Below are 25,843 nucleotides of genomic sequence, written 5' to 3' on the forward strand. Positions count from 1 at the left end.
AATTAAGTGAAATTGGGTTTGATTTTTGTCAATCAAAATAAATAATTAACTGAAAAATAAACTCTAACAATCCCCATAATTGAGGTATTCTGAGGGCAAATTAACCCAATTATTTCAGCATTCGTCGAAGTTAATCAACTTAAGATAGAACCCCACAATCCGCTCTGTATCTGATTTACTACAGTTGCACTCCACAACAGACTATTGCTATCTCTGTACATTTCTGTAACTAAAACAAGGTATGTCTAATGGGGTCATTTTATCACTAGATTTTTATCAATAAACTAGATTAATTGACAGTGCATTTAATACTAATCGTCCTGGTCTTGTAGCATATAATTCGACATTTACACTACATATAGTGTCTGATAAATAAACAGATTGAAAAAATAATACCTAAAAATAATTGTAATTACGTATAATTTAATCCATGCTGATGATGGATAGTATTTACTATGCAATAGCGTTCACGGAGCGTCTGCTCCAGAAGCGCCGACCTGTCGGTTCGCACGCTGGCGACATAGCCATATAATCCCTACAATCACTACATCCCAGCAATTGCAGAATTAACAATAAGGTTTAGGGCTTCAGTGTCAGTTACAAGATGAACCACAAGATATTAACCTCATGGTATTTATATCACAATAGTTACAGTACTCTCACTGTCGGCATTTAAATGCAGTATAGTTTATACCAAAAATAGCAGCAATATTGTTCGCAATTGAAACCACATACTGTTGTCAGATTTCTGGTTATCCCCAAGTCCCTCAGTGCAGTCTCTAACTATTCCACTCAGTCCCGCAGTGAAAGAAGGTATGGTAAGTAACTCCATAAAGCGAACCAAATCCATCAAGGTATACCTCTTTGAGGAAGAGAAAACTACCATTGAGGAAAAAGCGATCGCCACAGGGGTAACTGCATCTGAATATTTACGTTCCTGTGGGTTAAGGCGGGTACTAACGGCAAAACCATCTGCCGACTTGATAACTATCCGCGCTACTGCTGGAAACCTCAAAAGCGAACTGATGATGTTATCTCACTTAGCAAAGGAAACAAACAACCAGCAAATTTTGGATACTGTCAATAATGCGATCGCACTCGTAGATCAGACCATCGCAGCTGCATTTAACCTAGACGTTCCAGACAAATCACCCTCAAGCCTAGATAAATAAGGCATTACAGGTTCTATATATCCACTTTAAACTCCCTCAATTTGATTCCCGTCATTTATAAAAAACCGAATTTTCTCGACACGCTCAAGTATGTCTTGGGGAAAGATGGTGCTGCGATTGTCGATACTAATATGATGGGAACAAACCCAGATGAATTTAACCAGCAGTTTCTCAACATCAAGTACACCAAAAAAGCAGTTAAGCGCCAGTGTGCCCACCTCATTATCTCGATAGCACACCGCTCTAACTATCATGAGCATTTATCCAACAGTCAGTACAGTTATGTAGCAAGAGAATATCTCAAAGATATGGGATACTTAACCTGAGTTCGGGTTAAGCCAGAAGCTAAAAAGCTTATTCTGTCAGGATTGAATAAAACTGGAATTGATCAAAGCAGGGATAAAAGTGGAATCATTTTGTCAATAAGGTTCACAAATGAAACTAATCTCAGCAATATGTGTTATTGACAATAGATGAAAACAGAGCTTTAGACCGAACAACGATAATTCAAGGCTTTTGAGGATTTCTTATCCCGAACTCAGGTTACTTACCCAAGGAAGAATCATCTGTAGCAGCTACAAGTCAGTTCGTTGCAGTACGCCACCGCGATCGCGACCACGAACACCTGCATATAATCGCCTCCCGAATTCGGTTAGATGGCAGTTTAGTTAATGATTCCTATGATTATTTCAACTCCCAAGTCTCAACTAGACGCATCGCGGCGGAACTAGGATTGGAAGTAACACCAACAACAAATGAAGCCGTCGCCTCTAGGTTAGAGCAAGAGTACGGAATAATTACACTCACCAGTCCCAACCGATCAAAAAGTATTAGAGCAGTCAACAGTAAGCACAAAACCCCAACAAGTAAGGAAATTATTCTCCAAGCAATAGGAGAAGCCATTAAGGATAGTCCCACCGTCTCTACGTTTATTCAACGCCTGGAGGAAAATAACATTGGAGTATTGCCTAAGATGCAGGGGGAAGAACTACTAGGCTTTACCTACACTCATAATTATGTAAAAATTGCTGGTTATCAAGTATACAAACCTTATAGCTGGAACAAACTGCGGTCTGAATATGGAATCATGTACGACCCAGATAAAGATAAAGAAGTAATTCAACAAGCTAAAGCCAAAGCAATTGCTCGCATAAATAGCAAAATATTAAGTAATAATGATTACTTACATAGTGATAAACCTACTAACAGCAGTACAAGTGATAGTAATGGCGATACCGATTGTAACTCTAAAAAATTTGTTACTATATATACACTAAACAGTAATTATCCCAGTGAGATTTCGATAGTACAACCAAAATTAGAATATAACCCCACTTCGGAAGCAAATAAGACCAAGAAAAAAGTTCAGCCGCATCCAAAGAAACAGCACCCACAACAGGATATTTCAGAAGAAAAGGGTCTTACTACTCAACAAATCCTGGAAGAGCAATCTTCCCTTATTCCTGCTTCTGTTACCCTTCTGGCTTCTACTCTCAAACATCTGCCTTTTATAATTACTGACTATATGCTTGTTACCAATAACTTCCGTATCAAAGGACGGGAATTGAGTGCCAGCTTAGATAGCAATACTCTGAGTGTTTGCCGTCATGAGGACAGTACTCCTGTGATGCAAACCTGCTACAGTCAGGGAACCTGGTACGAAGAGATACCAACTCGACTAACAACAAACGAAATTGAGCAGATTGAAAGTTTGCGTTTCTTTACCCAACAAGCATTAATCAATCAACAGCGATCGCAAAGAGGTATTGAGCAATAGTAAATCTGTAGATAGAGAGAGTTTAATCTACTCAAAATTAGGGGTAGGACTGGCAAAGACACTGTTGGCGAAGTTGTCACCAAGTGCAAACTAAACAGTTTAGGTTTTAAAAATTTCGTTTAGCAATCCGGGTTCTTTGTCTAGCTGGATGTGAATTTTGGGGCAGCTATTTGTGGATTTGTGGGGCATAAAAAATTGTTTTGTCTATTGGTGTCTTAGCATCAAAAGTACAACTTTTTGCGCTCGTATTTGTTAGAGATGAATTAAACCGTAAAATGCAGAAATTCGCTAACTTCAAGCCAGGTGCGTTCAACAGACAAGCTATCTGGGTTGATTCCGTGAAAGTCTAGATTCTTTTTCTCATAAGTTTTTAGCCTATCTATTGTGCTTTCGGCTAATTCCTTGGTTTTAAATAAGCAAGCTTCTTCTATTTCAAAAGTCCATTCAGTATTTGATACATAATAGTAATTTAAATCTAGAAAGTGACCAAATACTACCCAGACATCTTTTTTAGGCATAACTTTTATTTTATCTTTTATTAAGAAGAATTCCCTTAAACTGATTTTTATCTATTTTTGATTTTATTTTTTTCATAATCGTAAGTAAATTCAGGTATTTTACTAGAAGATTCAATAAAATAAGTTAAGTAACTTTTAATAATTTCAATATCTTCTTCTAGTCGATTTTTAGTAGATTTTATTCGGGATGATGTAATGCAATGTACAAATAAGTATCGATTGAATCTTTATCAGTTCCTTCTGCAAATTCTTCTTTTAAATCTTCTAAATTTTCAATTGAAAAATCTAAGTGGCTAATAAGCTGTTCAGCATTTAAATTGGGTATAATAAAAAACTGAATTCAGTCAAAAAATGGAATAATGCCAGCAAAAAATCATTTAACTTCTCAGCAGATAGAGAAACTACAAAAAGCTTTAAAACTGGAAGAAAATGGAGAAATAAGAGAAAGAATACTAATTCTCTTGTTGCTTAATGACGGGAAAACACAAGCTAACATAGCAGAATTTTTGGGTTGTTCTTTAAATAAAGTATCATATTGGTGTGTACATGGAGACCCAGAGAATCTAGAAAGCCTAAAAGATGAGAGGATGAAGGGAAACCATAAAAAAGCCACAGATAAGTATATAGAAATATTACTAGAAACTATAGATAAAGAACCAGAAGAATTAGGATACGAGTTTGGCAGATGGACAGCGCAGAGATTAGCAACATATTTAGAGCAACTCACAGGCATACAATTAAGTGGTTCTCAAGTAAGGAGGATATTAGAGAAAAAAAGTACGTCTACCTCTGGACAAAATATAGCTTAGAGTCCAAGAGGAATCTAGAAAAAAGAAAAGCATTTAAACAGAAAATAGCAGAGTATTTAAGAATAGAGAAAGAGCATCCAGAACGATTACAGGTATGGTTTTGGGATGAGAGTGGCTTTAGTTTAAGGGTGATAAGAAGAAAATCATGGTGTAAAAAAGGTCACTCTAAAAACGTGAGAGGAGACAGAAGAAAAGGGAGAATTAATGTGATGGGAGGATTAAGGTATTCAGATAAGAAAAGATTTGTAGAATTTATTGATAAAGGGAATGCAGACAATTTTTACAAAGTCCTAAAAATCTTTTATGAAGAAATAGTTTTCGATTGGGTAGAAGCTGGTAATCAAGCTAAAGATTTTGCGGAGAAGGGAGCAAAAATAGTTATTATTCTTGATAATGCAAGTTTTCACAAAAAGCAAGAGTATATTAATAAAATTGAAACAGAAATGCCGAATATTCATTTAGAGTTTCTCCCGGAATATAGCCCAGATTATAACTTAATTGAATTGGTCTGGCACTCGACAAAAGAATATATTGCTAATCGGCTATTTCAATCAATTGAAGACCTAGAATATTTATTACATCAACTTTTAAATGAAGGAGAGTTAATTATTAAATGGGGACGAAAACTCAAAAATAAAGGCGATGCTGTTATCACAATTTAAATGCACAACAGCTTATGACTGCCAAAATCATCTAAATAGCAAGAGACTCTAGCTACAGCTTCTTTAATATCAGATGCTATCGTTTCATCTATGCACATAATCAAAAGTTAGATTTTGTTTCAAAATTAGTTAGCTAATTCTATAATTTTACTTTCTTTTGATATAACTCTTGTTTTGTCATAAAGGTTGAAAGTAACATAACAATTTTACATTATTTTGTATTTTTGCAGTTCTGCAATATCTGCTAAAATATAATTTTGACAACATAACTCTCACAATAAAGACAGTTGCCCAGGCGATACATTACCCTTACGTCGCGTACGAAGACTGAGGTGACAAAATGTACACAATACACATAAGTTTGTCCGATGATTATCTTATGACACAAAATTTTATAAATTACATGGATCTACTCGATGAGCTTTATATATTAGATGAAAATAAACAACCTATTAAGCCCGGCAGTCTTGAGCAATGGTCTGATTGGCGGAAAAATGAGAACAATATACAAGTAGCTTTAGATACTTTTTCGTGGGGAAGAGTATCTACCATCTTTTTAGGAAAGGATTATTCTAATTTTCCTAATCAAGAACCACAGCTTTTTGAAACTATGGTTTTTGGAGGTGAATATAGTGGTAAATTCTGGAGATATTCAACTTGGGAACAAGCAGTTGCCGGACATCAAGAAGTTTGTATGATAGCTATTTGAGCCTATTGATGAGAAAAATTTAAACTTATAAGAATAATCTTAAACCTAATATCGTTTATCTTGCCCATAACCCCATAGGAAATAACTGTACCTAGTTCTAGCTATATTAAATTATAAAAGTAACTAGAATAAAAGGATGTAACCTATGCCCAAGAAAAAATGCGGACTTGGATTTGACTGTGCCAGTATGATGCAATACCCAGGCATAGACTCTGGCGACTGCTTAAATTACAAAACCTGTGGGAGTGCGGTTCAACTAAGCCCCGATGAAGAACTTGAACTTGTTCGTATTCGGGAAGAACAAATGCGCCAGTATCAAGAACAAATTCGCCTGACCCGTCGTTCTGCCGCTATCATGATGCTGATGAGGCGCGGTTGCCCGCAATCACCAGAATCGTTAAGTGTTATCCCCGCAATTGAGGCGATCGCCACCACATTAGATAATATTCGTACTGGACTTACCAACTTCGACGGACAGTACATCGCGCCACCTGGTTGCGAACTCCACATCTACAATGTCAAACGACCGAGTGGTACGTACTTGTACTATAAACTAACCGCCGAAAACGCAATGTTTGCACCTTCAGAGAAAGAACAAGAAGTACGGGTAATTCACCTCAGCCATCAGCATGATGCACGGTATATAGAAGCACAACTTGGTATCGAACGGCGGAACAAGTTAACCCAAGTGCGAACACTGCTTCACAACGCAAACACATTGCTTGAGGAAGCAACACGCCTACTCGAACAAACCACAGATATGAACAGTCCAAATGCTACAGTTGAAGTTTTCAACAGTGATGAAATTATACCCATCGACTCATAAAACCAGCAAAAAGGGAAAATTTACTTCGATTACTAGCATCAAATTTTTAACCAACCATAGTCTTGCATGGATGCACGCCTAATGCTGTAGAGCCTGTCATAAAGTACCACGCAAAGTACCGATTTTATTTTGGGTTTTGGAACTTGTCTTTATCTTTCCTCGTTTTGATACCAAAAATGCACCAATTTCTCGTGTGTTATGGGAGGAATGTTCTGACACTGTTGAAAACCAGAGTGCAATAGTCATTGGGCCAAGGCATCTGATGTGGAAGTTACTGTTGAGTTGAAGAGCATGATTGCTTGACGGATTATGTGGGGATCGTTTACTTGACGGAGCGAGCAACCGGCTTGCTCGAACTTGTATCGAGTTTGAGCTGATGCATCTGGATCAGGAGCTGCATAAACCACATGTCGTGCACCTGCCTGAATCAAGTTAGTTGTACAGTCCCCCATATGTTCACCCGGTCCCTCCAAGAGTGCGTTTTCCACATGGCTCTACTGTTGTATATATGATGTCGTCCGGAAGAACTGGGATAGCAGAGAGTTCGAGCTGACGCAGAAGTACATATTCAGAATGCTTGCCATCGTTACAACTGATTCCTTCAGCCAGAATATTTCCTTGTCGTACCAAGCACGAACTCACCACTCCGCCTGTGTCGTCGGATTGATCTGCAATGGTGAATAGATGCTCAAATATCTCTTGCTCTGTCATAAGAACCACTATCGAGTTGGGATACTCTCATACATTATCGCTGTGGAAATATCTACAGTTATCGCAGAGTTAAAAGTAGCGACTAAAGGATAGCCATAGCACGTCTCGAAAATATCCTTCTACCCGATACCCCTGCTCTGTAGGCCGTATTTTCTCATACTTGGGACAAAGTGACAGTTTCTTGTGGGTTTGCACATAAGATGAAATTCTGACAACGAATTTATAAGGATTCCAGGTACCGATATTCGCACATAAAGTGAAATTCATTATGGAGTCTAGGTTTGAGCCAAATATTCAATTTGCACATAAATTGAAATTTTCCGACTTTGATTTAACGACAGCCCGAATGCTTTTAAAAGCGTACTTTTGAGATGCGATAGGCTTACGCCCCACGCCCAGGCAATCGCCTCGTGTCATAGGTAGCCAAGCAGCTTGACTATGAAAAATTCGGGATTTTAAGTATAAATTGTAATCAATATTGAACAAAGTATAGTGAATTTCTGTGAGTAGATGCAAAATTTCACTTTATGTGCCAATTCGCTAGCTTCCTCAAACCCTTGCCCTACAATTGATTTCACTTTATGTGCGAATTCCGTCGCCTGGAACTCCTGTAACTCCGTTGTTCAAATTTCATCTTATCTGCGAACCGACATTCTCTAGGATTAGGCGATGCACAATTTCAGCTTAGTTCTAGTTGATTAAATTAAAAATAATAGCTAGAATGAAGAGCGACCCCAAAATTTTGGCTCATTTCTTGAGAGTAATCAATGTCTGCGATATATCCTGCTGATGCTAACCTGGACAGACGCTGAACACTCACTCCAGAAACGAATCCAACTTCCAACACTTTGTCGTTTGGCTGAATTTTGAGCAGGTCGATGACCGAATAAGGTGAACGCTTGATTCATGCGTACCATGATAATGCCACCAAAGTTACCTAGCATACCTTTGGGCGACCGAACATCTGCATGAATATATTGTTTACAATCCTCATCAGTTGTTAATCGCCTCCCTACTGTGATGCCTCTATGTTATCTAGTATTGAGTTTTCAACACGCTGTTATTTTGCCTAAAACTACAAACACAACCATAATTGTAAACATTAAAAAAGTTACTACTGATTTATAACTAAGTACAAAATAACCAATAAACTTGTATATTTTTTGTCATACTAAAATTATTACATCACGCTGGATAAATCTGTATCAAGAAAAAGCTAAGTAAAAACCCTATAATAAAGTTTTTTTTAATTACCCATGAATTGCAAGTATAAATTAGAAATTTGTTGAATAGATTACCGTTACAGAGAAAGTAAAATTAAGCTCTAAGGGTATTTTAGTGCCAAAAAGTAAAAATTTATATTTAAATTTATAAGTTTAATTGTTTATATATGACAATTCAAGCTAAACATTTTGACACTAGGTTAAATCAGTGGATTCATACAGATGGTAATACGGTTAATCCAGATTCCCTCTTAAAAGAAGAACTTAATAATACCCTACTAGAATATTTCTTTCCTGGGGTAAACTTTTCGTTTGGGCATATGGACGAAAAGTCTACTGTGGAACAATTAATTAATCATCCTGAAGGTCATAAATTATTATTATCATCAAAAACTCGGTTGTTATATGGGCCAGAAGAATGTCTAGATACAATTAGACAATTATGCCCTGATAGCAAAGATAGAGGTGCTTACGGGTCTATCTTTCTTGGTTCATGTCAAAATGCTGTCAAGAAAGAGTTAAATATTCTAATTGTCGATGATAATAATGGTGAGAATGGCAGCGTTATTAGTAATGACCAAGCATATCAGCTAACAGGAGACTGTTACGGGCAAATATCCACAGACCTATATCACGAATTAACCAAGCATCAAAAAGGTGATAAATATCGAGTAATTCAGCACCGCTTCGGTTGGACTGACCAAGACAGAGATGATAATAAATACCGCTTTGGCAAAGGTACACTACGCCCTGCAAACCTTGACCAAATTCTCAATTATTCAGATCCCAAGAACTCAACTAGAATTGACTTAATTCTTCCCTTATCTGCATTCAAGGGAACTGATAAAGACAACCCTAATGGGCCAAGCAAGCCCCAAATTCAACCTGGACTGTACAGGCAAAATATCTGGCTAGGTGAAAAATCACAATCTGAACTCGGTAAAACAGCTATCTCGCAGTTACTCGCTTCATTCCCTAACGGGCTGAAAGACTTTACCGAACAGCTAGAACTTGAAGCCAAAAAGCTGAATGTTGTACAGGACGACCCCCGGCAACTTGCACAACTTTACTGCGAAAAGTACGAGAAGCGGAAAGCTTTTCTTGAAGAACAAGCAGCAGAAGATCCAACAGTAGCAGAAGATTTAGAACCTTTGCGCGATGGCTCAGGAGCGCCCGCCGTAGGCGATCGCATTGCTACTGATTCATTTATTTACAAACTCAACAAAGCTGACCTGCAAGGAGAAAGTCAACTTCTTGAAACTGAGAAAGTACAGCGCGAACTCGCCCGGTTCGTCCAAAACGAGTGGAAAGAAATCGCCATCGGCAAGACGCTCACATTTGAGCGGGCAATGGTCATTCCCTCCAAAGACCTGCAAAATGGGGAAATCTGCATCCCGCATTATGAAGACAGGGAAGAAGTTCTCAACTTCCGCTCGCCTTTCCTCAACTCAAATGGTCTATGCGTCTCAACTAACAAAGTTGTAGAAGACATCCTTGGGCCTGATGGTCAACCTCTGGCAGGTGCGATCGCTGTCTCAGACGAAACAAGCGATCGCATTTATAACCGCCTAAACGAACAAATTAAATCTGTCCTATCCGAAGCTCAAAGTAAAAATATTCAGTTAGAAGGTATTGAAAATTACTTAGATAAAAATATCGGCAAGCTCGAAACTAAAGAGAAAATCGAGTTTACCAACAAATTTAATGAGTATATTTCAGAACTAAAGTCAGCTGGTTACAAACTAGAAATTCTTCCTCAAGAGTCCGAACAAGAGCGTCAGGCACGCGACTACGATGGTGATTGTATTGGCTTCGAGCGTGCAAGCAGGTATCCAAACCTCACTGCCGAGGCAAGGGAGCGCAACCTGCCTGAAAACGCTTACGATCCAACTGTTAAACTCAAAAAACAATCTTTTTACCAGGAAGATGGCAGTCAGCCGGAATTTGAAGAAATCGCCATCCACATGAGCGATGGCATTAGTGTCGGTGTTATCAACAATCACCTGACCTCAATTGAGGCGTTAGAGTCAGAAATTACTATCCTGAAAAACTTTGGTAGCGAGAGAGAGCAAATTGAGTACGTACAGCAGGTAGCCAAACACTACGAAGATTTATTTAAAACAGAAGCCTGGGCAAAATCCAAGGGTATTGAAGGGAAGGAGGTTCCGACCAAGTATCGCGGTTACATGGAAGAGTTTATCAAAACTGTTCGGCAAGAACCCCTAAACCAGGCCAATACACTGGTGGCAATGAACACTAACACTCAGATATACCGCGAAATGATTGCCGAGGCAGCATTTCAAAATCAAATTGCAGTTGACCTCTTCAAAAGTGCCAAAAAACCCGAAATGGAAATTATCCGCAACAACAGTCGGATTCTCCACCGGGAAGTTAACTATATTAAGGATAAGAAAAAAGATGTTTATATTGACAATACAATTCAACCGACGGGATACTCGCCTGTTGAATTACTAATTGCTCAAACCAACCAGTATTTTGAAAAAGCTCGTCTCGAATCGCGTGAAATCGCCCAATTTCAAGCTTTATTTAAAGGTGTCGAGTTTTCTAACGAACAGCGATTAATAGCTACTCTTGTCAAAAAAGAATTCGACAAATCCTTTAACCAAGCGAGTCAGCTATCTAGACAAAGAGAAACTGAAAAAGGGCCGTCTGCAAATATTACCCTTTCTAACGGCAATCAACTAAGTGTAACTAACCTTTTACAGTATGACAACGAATTTATCTGGAAAGCTAATAAAATTACAATCAAGCTATCAGAAATATCTGAAGACAAGCGCAACAGTAACCGCTCACATAAATATGTAGTTTATGCCCAAATTAACGATGAGACTGAGAACGGTAAACCCAAGTTTAGGGCATTAGGAACACTTGCTAAGGAGCAAGAAAACAAACCCGAAGAGATAGGAATTGCACTTGGACAGGAAGTAACGTCTAACAAAATAGCCTTCCAAGCTGAACTAAGCGAAGGTCAAATTAAGCTTCTTTACCAAAAAGCCTACCAGATAGCAGAAGAATTTTACAATTCAATTCCAGAAGGACAGAAGCTAGCAATGGCAGCTGCTACCTGGGCAGTATCAACTACTCGTGAAAGCAGTAATGATAAAAGTAGCGATTACCAAAAGAAAGTTTCTAATTTCGCCTTTGCTGCCTTTCCTGAAGAGATTATCAGTCAGTTAGACACACTCAAATTTAACGAGTTTAGTATCACTGGCTTCGACAGAAGTAGTGAATTTTTTCATGAAAATAAACCTCAAAATATTCGATTTAATCTAGCTGAAGATGGAAAAAGTGTCATTGAACTCCAGAATCAGGAAGGTAGTTACAAAACATTGGGAAATATAGAACAAAGTAACGCCAGACTACCAATTGGTACTACTGCTATTGCCAGCGTTGAAAAAGGTGAAGTATATACCACCTCTGTTACAACCAAAGTACCCGGACTACCAGAACTTACCTTTAAAGTAGGTGAAGTTAATAAGTTTGGAAATTCCCAAAGGTTTAATAATGAACCTGTAATGTTAACAAGCCAAAAAAGGCATGACTGTATTCATACTCGATGAAAGTACTATTAGTGACGAACTAAAACAAACATTTATTGACCGTGCTGGTGGTTATATCAAGAGCGCAGATACACCTTCACAAATCACTCCAATCATTCCAGAACAAACTGTATATTTTTATAACCCAAACCAACAATATAGTTCTCCAGATGGATCGCTCTTAGAAACTAAAGAAGCTCTCGGATTAGTTGTTCCCGCACAAGATGCGATCGCTGTAGCTACTTGGCTAGAATCAAAATCTACTGAAAATCATTATTTTATTGAGAGTAACACAGCTACATTTATTTTCAATAAAAATGAGATTAGTGAAAAAATAAACGAGGAATTGAATAGTTTACTTGGAGAACCCATTAATATCGGTGAACTTGAAGGATTTGACCGTTACGAACAGCTTAGTGCAGAGTTAAATCAAAAAGTTGCGACTGAAGGTAGTCGTTTAGAATTAAACCAAATTCCAGAAAATAGTGAGTACAAAAAAGCTTTACAAGCACTACCTAACCGTCCCAGAGAGCTTAATCAAGAAGATTCTCCAGTACCAATTATTCCTGCGAAAGCTGTACCAGAGAAGAATACAACTAACATTCAATTAAATACTAATTCCACAGTTGCAGGAATTTCACAGGTTTACAAAAACTCAGTTGAAATACAAGTATTAACAGGCACACAATCAGAAACTAAGAACCGAGCAATATTACTACCCAACTCGCGCCAAGCCGATCCAACTAAAGCTATTGAAATATTGGGTAAAGTAAGCGAGGAAAAAGTAGAACAATTGCGATCGCATCTTGAAACCCACCTCAAACCCGTACTTGAAAACGATAAATCCAACTACGCACTACTGAGACAAGTCGCATGGGTCGGTGCAAAATGGGATTTGAAGGATAAAGACTTCAAGCCAGGGGTACAGGACAACAAGTTAATGGAACTTGTCAAACAAGTATATCCTGACGCTGATATTGTGCTGGTAACTTATTCCAAAAACCCCGGCGCTGGCATCAACTACCACCGCGATGACTCCTACGCCGCGACGGAAGCCCGCAGCATTAATATCGGAAATTCTGATTGGGGGTATCGCGCTGCAAAGGAACGAATGGCATGGACTAGGGAGGAGAATCAGGACGCACAATACCAAGAGTTCAAGGGGCGACAATCGCCTCTCAACCGTGCAAGCTAAAGGTTTGGGAGGCACAGACCCCTGAAAAAATTTGTGTGTTTATTGAGAATGAACTGTACAGTTATTAAGGGGTTACCTGTAGGGTACAGTTTAATGGTAAAAAAGAACGGTCTCGTAATTTGACCAAGACCGTCGTCATAATGCTGGCATCATTCTACCAAAACTTCTTAGAAAAATACCTAAATAAAGCACAGTTAATCACCCTGAAGATGTTGGTGTGGTTGTTACAAAATCAGAAACAGGTGAAGATAGAAAGGCTGGCAGCGACCCTACCTTTACCTATACAACAAAACAGTCGTAGACGGCATATTCAAAGGTTTTTAACACTAAATGCCTTGAGTGTAGTATTGCTGTGGTTTCCTATCATTGAAGCAATAATTAACCGACATTTTCAAGTAGGGTCACAATTAGCCATTGCAATGGATAGAACACAGTGGAAAGAAAACAATGTGTTGATGGTTAGCGTAATTTACCAAAAAAGAGCGTGGCCAATATATTGGTGTCTGTTAGAGAAAGATGGTTGCAGTAATCTCACTGAACAGCAAAAAGTATTACGCCCAGTAATTCGTTTATTAAAAACGTACAAATTAGTAATTATTGGAGATAGAGAATTTCACAGTGTAGAACTGGCGCATTGGCTCCACAAGCAGAACCTCAGTTTTGTATTTCGTCAGAAAAAGGATACTACTTACCGCCAAAAAGGGCAAAAATTTCAGCCTTTAAGTAGTATTGAGATTTATCCAGGCATCCGCCAGTTTTATCCCAATGTTAAGTTTACTCAAAAACGGGGTTTTGGTAGGTTTAACTTAGGAGTTTACTGGAAACGAAAGTATAGAGGTAAACAAGAAAAAGAAGCTTGGTACTTATTAACTAATTTACCTGATTTAAACACTGCCCTCAAAATATATGGTCAACGTTTTGGCATTGAAGCGATGTTCAAAGATTGCAAAACAGGTGGTTATAATCTAGAAGCTTCTCAAGCCAACCCTGATAGACTTGTACGTTTGATTTTCTTAATTGCTTTAGCTATGACTAGTGCTTGGTTACATGGACAAAGGACTAAATTTCAAAAACAAGAATCATATATTTGTCGTAGCCAAGAAAAAAATAGAAATCAAAAACGTCACAGTAATTTCTGGATAGGTTTATATGGTCAAAATTGGATAGTAGCTTGGCATGAGTGTCAAGCATGGGTCGAGGAACTGGTCAGTTTCATTCGCAATAAGAAAGCATATTATCAGCAAGGTTTAAGGGCTATGAAGCTTATACAGCAAGCTCTTTAGCTCGCTTGTCGCCCCTTGAATACCAAGAGTTTAAACTTGAGTCGGGTACAGTAACCCGCTTTAACTGCAAGAACGAACACGCTGCCCTCAATACTGAAGCAGGCAGATGGTCTATCAACATCTGGTCAATTAAAAATGACTGGGGCAGAGAAAACAGCGTTCGTCAAAAATTTGAGAACTTCCTCGCCTCAAACCAACCTCCTCTTGCAGTAGTCCAAAGCAACAGCGACCTCACCATCAAAACTAACGAGTGGACACCTGGGGGAGAAATTAAAGTAGAACGTAGCTATACAAGCCTCAGAGAAGTCACTCAAAATACTGCCTCACACTCTTCAAACCAAACAGCTGTAGAAGAAATTATCGCCATTGGGAATTCCACTGCGGCACGCGCTGCTAACCCTCAGATTCCAGACAACCCGACTATATCTGGAAAACCAGTACCAATGGTTTATTCGCTACATCTGCACGGTGAACCTTCCAAAGTACCAGCTGATACAACCATTGATGCCATGCGCGGACACGGTAGGATACACACCACCAGAGGTGTAGATTACCAAAAAACTTATGGTGTCAAAGAGGGAGATATTGCGATCGCCCTTGGTAAAAACGGCGAACAAGTTGCTTTCCGGGTGGGTAAGCAGTACAAAATTACCCCCGAAATGATTCAAGATCCAAGTTACCAGCAAGCCTGGGCGAAATGGGAAAAGCATTCACCGAAAGAACTTACCCAAACCCAGGCGAGTAAGAGTCAGGTATATGGCTTATTCATGGAGCCGCTAGGGGATTATGTCAATGGCAAAATTATTCCATTCCCAGCCATCCAAAAACAAACTCTCACCCCGATAAATATCAGCCCCGACTCCAAAGATGGACTTGGAGTAGCACTCAGCCTTGGCACTGCACTCGCAAAAGAACAAGGCAAGCTACAAAACGATTACCAAGTTTCAGTCAATAATAATCCAGAAGCCCCCGCCGGACAGTATGGAGTAGAGAACCATGTCCAAAAACCTGAAAGAGTAGCATACGCATCCGCCGAACACGCATTTAACCACCAAAAGCAGTTGCATCCATCGGCTAATGAATACAAGCTAATGGTAGAAGTGCTTCAGGCTAAACTCGAACAACACCCCCGGCTAACAGAGGCGATCGCCAAACGCGGAGGAGCTGAGTGGCTGGAAAACTGTACCAATATAACTAACGCCCAGGATAAACAGTGGAAAGGTAAGGGTAAAGAATCCGCATTTATTCAAGCCCTCAGCGAAGCATACACCAATGTAGTTGAAAAGTCACAACAAACTACAGTACAAACTCAGCAGGAAAAATCCGAACAGACTGATCGACCCCTAACAAATCCACTATCCCAACTCGAACCGATAAACGCCGCCGTCGCTGAACACATGAAAAAAGATATTGCGATGGCACAAATAGCTACCCAGTTTGTCGGTAAATCAGCTGCGTCCCCCGAAACACCTTCAAGCACCCGTAATTACGAGCAAGCATGGGGAGAACGTGCCAACACAGGAAATTACTCGAAAGACGACATTATTATGGTGTCCGGGTCTGGCCCGTGGCGCGGAGTGACAAGCGAGCAAATTGCTCAAACATTTGAAAATTATTACAAACCTTTACTTAATAAGGCAATTGAAGCCAAAAGCTCTTTCATAGTCGGAAATGCACAAGGAACTGATCAATTAGTTCAAAATTACCTTCAAGAAAAAGGGTACAAGGTAGAACAAACTTCCCAAGGATACGCTGTATTTAATTCTGTAGAAAATGCCCTAATTAGTACCAACACCATTTCTTCCAATACACAAGTATCACATAACTCATTTCTTGCTAAAGACAAGAGCATTTTATCTCCACAACAAAGTCAACAACCAAATATTGACCAAGCACTCGCCTCACCTTCTCAACACAGAATGCAGCAGGTTGGAGCGATGGATAGCATTATCGAGCGGATGAAAGCTAATACAATGCAAAATCTTCAAGACTGGTATGTAGCAGCTGAAAAGCTCGGTAAATCAGAAACATATCTCAATAGAATTCAGGAGGTAACTGATTTATACATCAAAGAAAATATCAGTCTTGAGAACGCTTTTAAGGCAATGGAGCAAGATATTAAGGAGCTAGAAAAAATTAATGAAATGACCAGTCTTGCCCAAAGTTTAGTTAAAGTCATTGGACAGGAAGATATCAATGGCATTATGTCAGTACAAACAGAAAAATACCAAATTGCTACAAAAGCCCAAGACAAAATTTACTTAGTTAAAGATAAAAATAACAACGTATTATTATATGTCAAAGAAGGAAAAACCCAAGTAAGTAACATCAGTGATGAAACATTACAGGATTTTCAACTCATGAATTTACGCATCAATAATGCGCTCAAAGATGTCAAAAAAGATTTAGTGGAGAGGTAATTTTAGTATGAAAGAACTAATCGAACTTCCAGTAGAAGGTTTAACTCCAGCGATGCAAGCCAGTCTCCTCAGAGAATTGATCAAACAGCTTAATATACCTAATGAGAAATTTGAAGAATGTGCAAAAAAGCCTCCAACTGCTGAGGAAACAAAAGAGGCTGTGCTAAGGTTGAATTCTGAAATTAACAGAATCAGTGAAGTAGTGCAAGATGAAGCAAAAGTAAACTCTACAGAAATTAAACCTATCACTTTTGTTAATCAAGTTAATCAAGAGTCATCTTCACAAGCCGAAGCAAGCCAGTTCACAGGAACGACAATTGAACAAAAGGTTCTAAAAAACCCCACAAATAAAAATGACGACAATAATGGAAACCCAGTAGAAGAGAGTCCAGAATATAGAGTACAATCTCTTACCGTCGATTCTCAAATTAGACAGTTTGTTATTCCTGTAATTTTAGACCGCTTAGATATATTTGGAAAATCAGATAAAGAGACACACGAGATCATTTATAAAGGTGAAGCATATACTGCAAGTCTAAAATTAGAAAAAGATTCGCAAACTCTTAGCCTTGATAGAAATTTGCCTGATTCCGAACAAAGTCAAGAAGCACTCTTGGCATCTCGTGACAATAACTCAGAAGAGTACTCTATCACCATTAATAATCTCACCAAAGAGGAATTTGAACGTTTCAAGACTCTGTTCAATGAGCAACAAGCACGCCGCGAACAGAGTCAACAACAATTCAAAAACCAGGATTCTGCTAAAGAGCTAGATTAAATCAACCCAAACCACACACCATACATAAAAGCTATAAATCCAAAAATCAGCTTTTTATTAAAACTCAGTGGAGTCTTGGGACAAATAACAACCGCAACAGCAAAATAGTAAAAAGACGCAGTAAAGTCAAACAAACTCGTCGGGTTAACAGGCAATCTGCCTAACCCGACCAAACATAGCGTCCCCATTAAAGACCAAACAACAATCTTTTCTATCCATCCTAAAATTTTATCGCTCTTCATAAAAAATTATCTATTCCTCCATCAATTCGCTGATAACTATTAAACCCATGAATTATAAATAAAATCACCTAGTAAATAGATTGCTTAATGAAAAGTACACAAACCACCCTATCACTTTGTAAAGTTTTTACGAATAATAGTAAAAATTTTAAATAATCCAATTAAGTTATAGTAATTGTAAAGATTAAAAATTCTAAAAAAGGTAAGTGCTATAAGTATTATTATCAGGGACAATACCAAACCAAAAAAGCATATAATATGAAACCTATTAATGTTGTCATCATCGAAAATGAGAACATATCTAGGATTGGCGCGGCAACAATATTATCTGAAACTGGTGTAATCCAAGTGTGTGGCGTTGCCAAATACGGAAAACAAGGAATAGAAATTGTTGACAAAGAAAAGCCAGATATCGTAATTATAAATATTGATTTACCTGATATCGATGGCATTGATGTAATAAGCACACTTAAATCCAAACACACATCAATTAGAATAGTGGTTATGACTGCAAATAGCAGCCGAGATACCATTAACGCAGCAATTAGTAATGGCGCAGACTGCTACTACGCTAAAAATAGCGTTAGAGAAGAAGTAGGAGAAAGATTTGTTGAAGCAGTAATGGCTGCGTACAATAATGAATCATGGATTGACCCAACTATTAATCGTATTCTGATCGACAGTCTCAGGTCAAATGACACACCCGATAGAAATGCACTAGATTTGTTAAGTGATTTCTCTAATAAAGAAATCACAGTTCTTCAATTAGCTGCCGGAGGCATGAAAAATAATGAAATTGCCAATGTAATGTATGTTTCAGAAGGTACAGTAAGGTCATATCTACATAATTCATTTATCAAGCTAGGAGTCAAAGATAGGTTAAACGCTATCCGCGAAGCAATCCGCCTGGGAATCCTCAGCTTTACAGACATGAAAATCGAAGAAGAAGTTACTCAAAAAACCCACACAAGAGTCAAAACAAACCAAAAAAGTCAAAAAGATACAGCTAAAACGAGTAATAAGGGATACAAAGGCTGGGTTGCCTAAAAAATTAATCAACTGCAATTATGCAGCCACCTGAATACTTTTTCTGCTGGCGGCAAGTTTTAATGATGGCGGCGTTTTTAACATAAATACTACGTGCCATGTTACCTTCATTGGATTTAGCCCAATCCAGAAGCTTTTTATCTTCAGGTTGTAAGATGGCAGATCCAGAAGCCGCCTGCTGAAAAATTACACTTCCAGCGATGGTCTTGTATGTAAAAACACCAATTGCAGTCCCTAAAGCTAGTACAAAACCCAATACCCCGGCCACTTGTGCCAATCGCCAATTACTTACACCCAAGTGAGGGAAAACCCCACCAGCTTGCTTAGTCATCTTAACTAAATCTTTCGCCGCTTCTGCGATCGCACTCTTTTGTTGTTGTATTGCCACTTTAGAAGCGCTATTAAGCTTATCGTCTACCATGTCAGTCCAACCCACTACAAGGGAGTCAAGCCTAGCTGGTAGCTGCTGCAACGCAAACTGAGTTGTACCCAGTTCTGCGTATAGGTTAAACAAGGGGTCATCAGGCCGAATACCCAATTTCAGTATCCAATCAGTAACCTCTGCTTTTTTTTCTTCAGAATATTCTGCAACAACTTTTTCAACAACTTTTGCAATATTAGTCATAGGTTGTTTTTAAACAGTCAATTTAAAGTCTCACTGTTAATTTGGTAAAGCAAATAATTACCATTTCTCAGATTCAACATCTTCATTTACATCAAAATTGGAAGAATTTTGTTTATTTGCGCCTACAGAAGCTAATTCTGCACAGTTGATACTCAACCCTAGATAATTAGAAGCTATTCCATTAGAAACAATAGAGTTATGAAAATTCTCCATCCAGTTGAATACTATCGAACGCTGAATAGTATTAAGATGAGAGTTAGTTTTAATCAGTTGAGCATAAGGTAAACCAGTATCCTCAAGCAACTGGTAAAAGTCATTATGCAATCCACCTAAAACTAGTTCCAAGCCGTTTAATTTTTTAATATCAGCTTGGAATTGACTCCCTTCATAGTATCGAAATTGCTTACAAAAGTAATGATTTTGGATAACAACATAATCAACCTGACTACCAAAATGCTGATATAAATCCTGAAGATAATCTTCAACACAGTCTTTACGGTGTGATATCGGGTGCAAAAAAGTAACACGATATCCTAGACAATTAAGATTTTCTATCAGTGAAACATCTCTCTCAAAAAACTTAAAATCTCGGAGGTTTTGACCTGGCATATCAGTCAAAATAACTTCAATTTTCGGAAACATTTCTAAGTCGAGTAATAACCTATCAGAATCACCTCTAGAAAATCCCAAATGCTTTATCCCAAAGCGTTGTGTTTGATACATCGATAGCTTATTGCGATGCCCGTGGTAGAAAACACGCACATTGAGTTTATTTTTTAAGTGCAACTCTAGCAAGAGTCTAGAAGCTGTAGACTTACCTACACGAGCATCACCCGATGTAATCACAAAACGCTTTCTAAACATCATAAACTAAGCAAACTACCAAATTAAGCAGCTATATTTTCAGATTGTAAATTTGAATCTTGATTCTTAACTTTTTCTTTTTTTTCATTTTCTCTAAGCTCTTTAGATTTTTCAACAACTGCTGGATAGTAACAATCATCTGGTTGTATATCAAAGCCAAATAAATTAAATGCTGGCTTAATTTGCGCTTCAAACTCAGCAAGCCAAGATTTAATTCTCGACTTAATCACAATATTTGTTTCTTTATGAGTCTGACCTTCATTAAATGTCAGAGCATGGCGGTCAATAAAGTCGTAGGATTTGTAGAATAAATCTGGCATCACAAGTTCTACCAGACCTTCTGCAAGCATATTTTGACGCAGAGAAGAGTCATTATAACGCTCAAATTTTTCTTCTTCGCCATGAAATAAGTTCTTGACGACAATATAATCTACTTGATCTTTACAAAGTTCACGCAGTTTTTCTATAACATTTATGGAATCAAGAACCCTACTAATCACTGAAACCATCGTAACTTGACAATTAATATCAGTTTTAAGCACTTCAAAAAATGAAAGCTCTTTGACATAAGTTTCAAAGAAACCTCCAGATTGTGCTGGTAAGTCTAATAGCGTAATAGGACAATCACTCTCATCTAAATTAATTAATAAATCGTCAGCACCACCTCTATGGAAAATATCAATGTAACGTATTATCGGTCGGTAGTCTTTTTTGAAATATCTTTCTAACTGAGGATTTCTTAAGTCAGCTTCATAAGTAACACAGGGTAAATTTTTATTAATGTACAGTTAAATAGCGCTCGTGCAAAGGTGCTTTTTCCTACACCACCTTTATCACCTATGACAATTATTAGCCGTTTTTGAGGTTTACTATTATTAATATTGGTTGTATTCTCATCAGACATGACTTTTTTACCCTTATTGTTTCTATTCGGAGACATAACATTCCTCTACAAAGCAAATACACTTTGTTGATGTAAATCGAAACTTTTAAACCTTATTTTGAAGAAAAAAATTCATTTATAATAATTAAACACATTTAGTATAAGCAACTTTTTACGATAAAACTAGTTGATTATACAGGTTCTCCGCAAACCACATAAAATAGCTATATCCTTCCATGAATACTTCTAGAATAAATAATTAAAAGTATACTTATGCAAAAATGTAAATGCCTGCATCAATTCTAAAATGCTCATATCCTTGCCCTAAAAATTAGCTATATGATGGAGCAAATAAAGTCTCATTATTCAATGAAACCTAACGACTTTGTTTTAAGATTGGTTTTAGTATGTAACTTTTACCTCAAAAAGCCAATCAACAAAACTTCAATATTTAAGCAAAATTTGTTGATATATAAATTAGTAATAAATTTTCTTTAGTTTGCCTAAAGTATCATAAAATATGATTTCTAGTCAGTTTCAGTATCATCATCTAGCCACTCATCATCTTCCTCAGCAAAAGCTAGTTCAAATACTTCTTGTAACTCCTCCGAATCTATAAGTCCATCATTATTAATGCAAATGCCTTTTCTACAGTCTTTACAGATAACCTCACCTATTTCTGTATAAAGTAAATCGGTAGATGAGCCGCAACTGAAACAACCATAGTTAAACTTATCAAACTTTTCTAAAATTCTAATTGCAATGTTTTTGTCTTCTATGCCGAATTGCTCCATTGCCCATGTGATATCTAGCATAGTTATTTTCTGGTAGATTGAGCTTTGCTATAGCTTTTGATTATCCCTCAAAACTAATCAATAACTACACTTGTGGGATAGTGCTACTGATCCGCAGTTGTTACAGCGCGATCGCTCTTGTGAAAGGTGCAATGCCTACGGTGGTCACTGAGCGCGGCCGTTGTGCAGGCTGTTCGGTGTCACATTTTCCCTTTAAGAGTATGTCATCGCTACCATGCCAAAACACGAACTAAAGGCATAAGCTTGTTAGCCCCACTCCTCCTCTAAAAATTAACCCGCTCCTTCTGTCTTATCTTCTGAGGAATTCTGGGAAGAAATTTTTTTGGCGATCGCATCCAAGATTGTTGATATCTGATCGGGACTATTTAAATTAACTTGGTATACATTCGTAGCATGAACTTGATTACTCCCTATTACCACTTGAACCTATCCCACTAATAATATTTTGTTAATCCAGATGTGGATAGTAGCAAGGTCAATGAATGCGTCAAAGTAAAGCTTTTGACGTTCCCATCTGACAACGAGACGGCGGTATTTGCGTTGATACCAAGCAAAACACCGCTCCTGTTGAAATCTAGGAACAGAGATTTTGATGGGTCTTCCTCTGTTTTTCTTGGTTTTCCAAACTCGTTTTGGGATTTGAGGACGAATACCTCGCTTGCGTAAAGCAGCACGTTTTTCCTTTGAGTCGTAGCCTTTATCAGTAGCCAGCACTTTGAATCGTTTACGTGGTCTACCGCGCTTCAAAGTTTTTAATTTTACCTTATCAAGCAGAGGTAAAACCTGCTCTCTCTCATTACCGTTAGCTGGAGTAGTGGAATTAGTTAAAGGCATTCCATTGCCTTCAGTCAGAGTGTGAATCAGAATACCTTTGCCTTTGCCACCATACGCAACTTCTTCACCCCCTCCTTTCCCAGGGGGAAAAAGACCCGTCAACCGCGCCAAATTCCCAATTTATCAGTCCTTTTTCATCTGCGTAGGCGTAGCCCGCCGCAGGCATCGCTAGAATACGTCCTTGTAAATGTTCAAATGTTCCATCACAACGCCATTTTTTCAACCATCGGTGGGATGAGCTTTTCGATGCCCAGATGTCCCCACGCAGTATGTCACACCATCTACACCCAGTAATCAGGATGTACAACAGGCTATTTAAAACATGACGATATGGTGCATGAGGCATTCCTTTACCACGCTTAGATGCCTGCTTAGGAAATATATCTTCAAATAACTTCCATTCCAGGTCGCTCAAACCCTCAAAACGAGTGCCTTCATGAGCCGCTTTGACTTCTCCACCCGAAACTGAATTTTCAACCAACAACAAAGCAGAATAACCCTGTTCTACTTCCTCCTGAGTTTGATAAGCGATTGCAGAATTTAAAGATTTCTCATTTTCAGCAACGGGCGCGGCGGAACAAGTACCTCCATGACAGCCTTTCGGTTCAACACCACAATTTTGATTTTCAGCCAACAAAGAAGTAGATTGACTTGGTGCAGCTTCCACAAGCGTTAGCGTCGTGCAGTCTTTTGCCACAGGCAAGTCTTCAAGTTCTGATGCGCTTTCAGTAGGTGAAGGCGACGCGCCCCTCAAGGGCGTGTGAGCCGTTTCCTCAACACGCGAATTTTCAGTTGGCGCGTCAGAACCAACTACCATACCAACAACCTTAGTTGGTTGTTGGTAGGTAGTTAACGGGTAGTTAGAAACGTTGTTAGGTTTTTGAAACCCTTGCAAATCCTCATTTTTTTGACCATTCTTTTGGAATGATTCCAAATCGGCGTGGATCTGTTCCACTTTGGAGTGGTTTTCATTCCGTCCGGGCACATTTGTTTTCTCCCCGGTGTGGACGGCTTTCTCGTCACAAGAATTGGTTTCCGCAGACGTGGACGATTCCCAGTAAAAGCGATTGTAATAACCGTGCAAGTTACGAACACGGTAGCTAATCAACCCAGGTCTACCAGAAGGCAAACGACCAAACACTTCCTCAAATTGAAACAGTCCTTGAGCCGTTAACGCCGCCCCTGCTTTTTGCAAAGATTTGTAGGTGAGGTTAGTATCGAGTTTATGGGCAGAACCACCAAACTGTTCAGCCGCTACAGAGTCTAACCAAAGCTGCTGCACAGATGGAGGCTGCTGACGAACCCAGTTGATATCCTCAATTGATACCTTGCAATGCGGTCTAATTGATTTATCTTCTGAAGCTTGTTTGCGATCGCTTCGCTGTTTGCTGCCACCGTTGATTGCTTTTAATGCTGTAGTCATATTTCCCCCAAAAGTTGCATGACAATGTGAGCGACATTGCACCCATGCCGCGTTTAAGTTTTTTGGCTATTCTCTTAGCGAGTCTTTATCTACTGGTTCTCGCCCTGCCAGAATCGCAACTCGTCTCGGAAATACCTGTCAGTCTTTTTTGATTGCTCCTTCCAGTGATCCCAAGCCACTATTACCTCATCTCCTAATTCTTCTACTACCTCACCCCTCTCAACATACAAAGTGCGGTATGGATCGGCGTGGGCAACAATAGAACCCTTTCCGATAATTGGAGGATGAGAAGCAATTTCAAGAGATTTGATTAGTTCTATTTCCTCACTGGTCAATTCCGCCCAATAGTCTTGTTTGATTACCTCATACTCTTGGGCAACATTCAAAAACTCCTGCCACGTACACCCAGGCTTTGCAAGCACCTGCCGAATATCACTAACAGCCTGGGGTAGCATTTCCAATTGTTCGGCTCGGTAAGCGATCGCAGATGGTGTCGGTTCACTTCCCAGAATGATTGCCGCAGCTTCCAGGGCTTGGGTATTGTTCATGGCACTGGCGAGATGATTCAACGCCATACCCATTAAACGTAAGCATTCCTGGGTATTTTCTTTTGGGGGTTCCTGCGCTAGCGATCGCAAATCACTGCTTGCAGGTTTAATGCGCTTATACTTTTCAAGAGAAAAAACCCTCTTGAAAGCTAGATAAAAATGAAATCGAAAATTTACCTGCTTTGTTAGTTTAATCACCTTTTTATTTAAGTAAATTATTTAACTTAATTTTCCAAAATAGCAGTTTTTGGATTAGTTTATTTTGACTATCTATTTTCAATAAGAATTGCTAATTGATAGAGTATTGATTATCATTGATTTTTAAGCGTTTCTGTTATATAGAACTCAGGTTCACATAGCCTTTTGTTCTAGCTATTAAAATAAGTTTATTAAGCTAGAACTAATTTGAAATCATGCCGCGTAAGATATGTGGACTTGGTTTTGACTGTGCCTCAATGATGTTGCAACCGGGTATTGACCCTGGAGAATGCTTCAATTATACAACCTGTGGAGCAGCTATTAAATTGACTCCAGATGAGGAAATCGAACTAATTCGCGTGCGGGAGATTGCGTCTTGCCAACGGCAACAGGAGTGGGAACGCAGAGAGGAAACCTTTAGAACCACGCGCCGCGAAGCGGCAGTGATGATGCTTATGTCAAGAGGTTGTCCTTAAAGTGCACAATCGCTGGGCGTTGCTGCACAAATGGAAGCGATCGCCGCCTGTGTAGAACAATTGCATCACAACTTAAATAATCTAGAAGGATGCTACATTGCTCCTGGTGGCTGTGAAGTACATCATTATAATGTGAAATAATGTGAAGTAGAGTTTATGGATACAACAAGCTCACTGCGACTGAGCCAATATTTGAACCATCCGAAAAACATAAGTAACTAATTGTTTTTGCTTTCTAGTTAGCA

Annotated in this window: 17 protein-coding genes and 5 pseudogenes; 12 read left to right on the forward strand and 10 right to left on the reverse strand. The window is 38.7% G+C overall.

The features are described from left to right. Positions 1-737 precede the first annotated feature (737 nt). The 3 genes from FD723_RS05185 to FD723_RS05195 all read left to right on the forward strand — a co-directional run bounded on the left by FD723_RS05185 (position 738) and on the right by FD723_RS05195 (position 2,949). The gene (locus FD723_RS05185) at positions 738-1,172 is read left to right on the forward strand and encodes a MobB protein (protein ID WP_256875064.1); all 435 of its coding nucleotides are present in this window, start codon (positions 738-740) and stop codon (positions 1,170-1,172) included. A 41-nt stretch (positions 1,173-1,213) separates the two neighbouring features. Continuing rightward, positions 1,214-1,498 carry a relaxase/mobilization nuclease domain-containing protein gene (locus FD723_RS05190; protein WP_256875065.1) on the forward strand — a complete coding sequence of 95 codons (285 nt, stop codon included), beginning with the start codon at positions 1,214-1,216 and terminating at the stop codon, positions 1,496-1,498. Positions 1,499-1,701: 203 nt separating this feature from the next. Further along, entirely contained in the window at positions 1,702-2,949 is a 1,248-nt protein-coding gene (locus tag FD723_RS05195; protein WP_179069036.1) for a relaxase/mobilization nuclease domain-containing protein, read from the forward strand. 263 nt (positions 2,950-3,212) lie between these two features. On the opposite strand, the gene FD723_RS05200 is transcribed toward FD723_RS05195, so the two are convergent. After that, positions 3,213-3,467 (reverse strand): hypothetical protein, encoded by a 255-nt coding sequence (locus tag FD723_RS05200; RefSeq protein WP_179064379.1) that lies wholly within the window; start codon positions 3,465-3,467, stop codon positions 3,213-3,215. A gap of 359 nt (positions 3,468-3,826) precedes the next feature. Here FD723_RS05200 and FD723_RS05205 point away from each other — a divergent pair. From FD723_RS05205 to FD723_RS05235, 7 genes and pseudogenes are all read left to right on the forward strand, one after another. Further along, positions 3,827-4,938: pseudogene (locus FD723_RS05205) on the forward strand (IS630 family transposase). A 379-nt stretch (positions 4,939-5,317) separates the two neighbouring features. Further along, positions 5,318-5,647 (forward strand): hypothetical protein, encoded by a 330-nt coding sequence (locus FD723_RS05210; protein ID WP_179064380.1) that lies wholly within the window; start codon positions 5,318-5,320, stop codon positions 5,645-5,647. 145 nt (positions 5,648-5,792) lie between these two features. Next, positions 5,793-6,473, forward strand: a complete 681-nt coding sequence (locus FD723_RS05215; protein WP_179064381.1) for a hypothetical protein — start codon at positions 5,793-5,795, stop codon at positions 6,471-6,473. 2,101 nt (positions 6,474-8,574) lie between these two features. Further along, positions 8,575-13,153 (forward strand): annotated as a pseudogene (locus tag FD723_RS05220) (hypothetical protein); the annotation flags it as partial. 149 nt (positions 13,154-13,302) lie between these two features. Continuing rightward, positions 13,303-14,445, forward strand: coding sequence for an IS4 family transposase (locus FD723_RS05225; RefSeq protein ID WP_179064058.1), 1,143 nt, complete (start codon positions 13,303-13,305; stop codon positions 14,443-14,445). 20 nt (positions 14,446-14,465) lie between these two features. Then, a pseudogene (locus FD723_RS05230) lies at positions 14,466-16,865 on the forward strand (hypothetical protein); the annotation flags it as partial. A 7-nt stretch (positions 16,866-16,872) separates the two neighbouring features. Continuing rightward, a complete protein-coding gene (locus FD723_RS05235; protein WP_179064382.1) occupies positions 16,873-17,643 on the forward strand; it encodes a hypothetical protein in 771 nt (256 codons plus the stop codon). Here the strand turns inward: FD723_RS05235 and FD723_RS05240 are convergent. After that, complete coding sequence (locus FD723_RS05240; RefSeq protein WP_179064383.1) at positions 17,640-17,885, reverse strand: hypothetical protein; 246 nt, start codon at positions 17,883-17,885, stop codon at positions 17,640-17,642. The genes FD723_RS05235 and FD723_RS05240 overlap by 4 nt on opposite strands. Positions 17,886-18,143: 258 nt before the next feature. Between FD723_RS05240 and FD723_RS05245 the strand changes: the two genes are divergently transcribed. Continuing rightward, positions 18,144-18,932, forward strand: coding sequence for a response regulator transcription factor (locus FD723_RS05245; protein ID WP_179064384.1), 789 nt, complete (start codon positions 18,144-18,146; stop codon positions 18,930-18,932). Positions 18,933-18,936: 4 nt separating this feature from the next. Here the strand turns inward: FD723_RS05245 and FD723_RS05250 are convergent, their stop codons facing one another. The 8 genes and pseudogenes from FD723_RS05250 to FD723_RS05285 all read right to left on the reverse strand — a co-directional run. Continuing rightward, on the reverse strand, positions 18,937-19,557 hold the full coding sequence (locus FD723_RS05250; RefSeq protein WP_179064385.1) for a DUF6753 family protein: 621 nt from the start codon (positions 19,555-19,557) through the stop codon (positions 18,937-18,939). Positions 19,558-19,614: 57 nt separating this feature from the next. Beyond that, positions 19,615-20,421, reverse strand: a complete 807-nt coding sequence (locus FD723_RS05255) for a hypothetical protein (protein ID WP_179069037.1) — start codon at positions 20,419-20,421, stop codon at positions 19,615-19,617. Positions 20,422-20,444: 23 nt separating this feature from the next. Next, positions 20,445-21,325, reverse strand: a pseudogene (locus FD723_RS44100) (chromosome partitioning protein ParA). 506 nt (positions 21,326-21,831) lie between these two features. Next, entirely contained in the window at positions 21,832-22,119 is a 288-nt protein-coding gene (locus FD723_RS05265) for a hypothetical protein (RefSeq protein ID WP_179064386.1), read from the reverse strand. A 270-nt stretch (positions 22,120-22,389) separates the two neighbouring features. Beyond that, on the reverse strand, positions 22,390-22,539 hold the full coding sequence (locus tag FD723_RS05270) for a hypothetical protein (protein WP_179064387.1): 150 nt from the start codon (positions 22,537-22,539) through the stop codon (positions 22,390-22,392). A 6-nt stretch (positions 22,540-22,545) separates the two neighbouring features. After that, positions 22,546-23,055, reverse strand: a complete 510-nt coding sequence (locus tag FD723_RS05275; RefSeq protein ID WP_218651796.1) for a transposase — start codon at positions 23,053-23,055, stop codon at positions 22,546-22,548. Continuing rightward, a complete protein-coding gene (locus tag FD723_RS42090; protein WP_218651797.1) occupies positions 23,018-24,376 on the reverse strand; it encodes a transposase in 1,359 nt (452 codons plus the stop codon). Before FD723_RS42090 ends, FD723_RS05275 begins: the two co-directional genes overlap by 38 nt. Before the next feature lie 89 nt (positions 24,377-24,465). Continuing rightward, positions 24,466-25,020: pseudogene (locus FD723_RS05285) on the reverse strand (hypothetical protein); the annotation flags it as partial. Positions 25,021-25,337: 317 nt separating this feature from the next. Here FD723_RS05285 and FD723_RS05290 point away from each other — a divergent pair. Further along, entirely contained in the window at positions 25,338-25,598 is a 261-nt protein-coding gene (locus FD723_RS05290) for a hypothetical protein (protein WP_179064389.1), read from the forward strand. Positions 25,599-25,843 lie beyond the last annotated feature (245 nt).

Origin of the sequence: Nostoc sp. C052, assembly GCF_013393905.1 — a bacterium.
In the GTDB taxonomy this organism is placed as follows: Bacteria; Cyanobacteriota; Cyanobacteriia; order Cyanobacteriales; family Nostocaceae; genus Nostoc.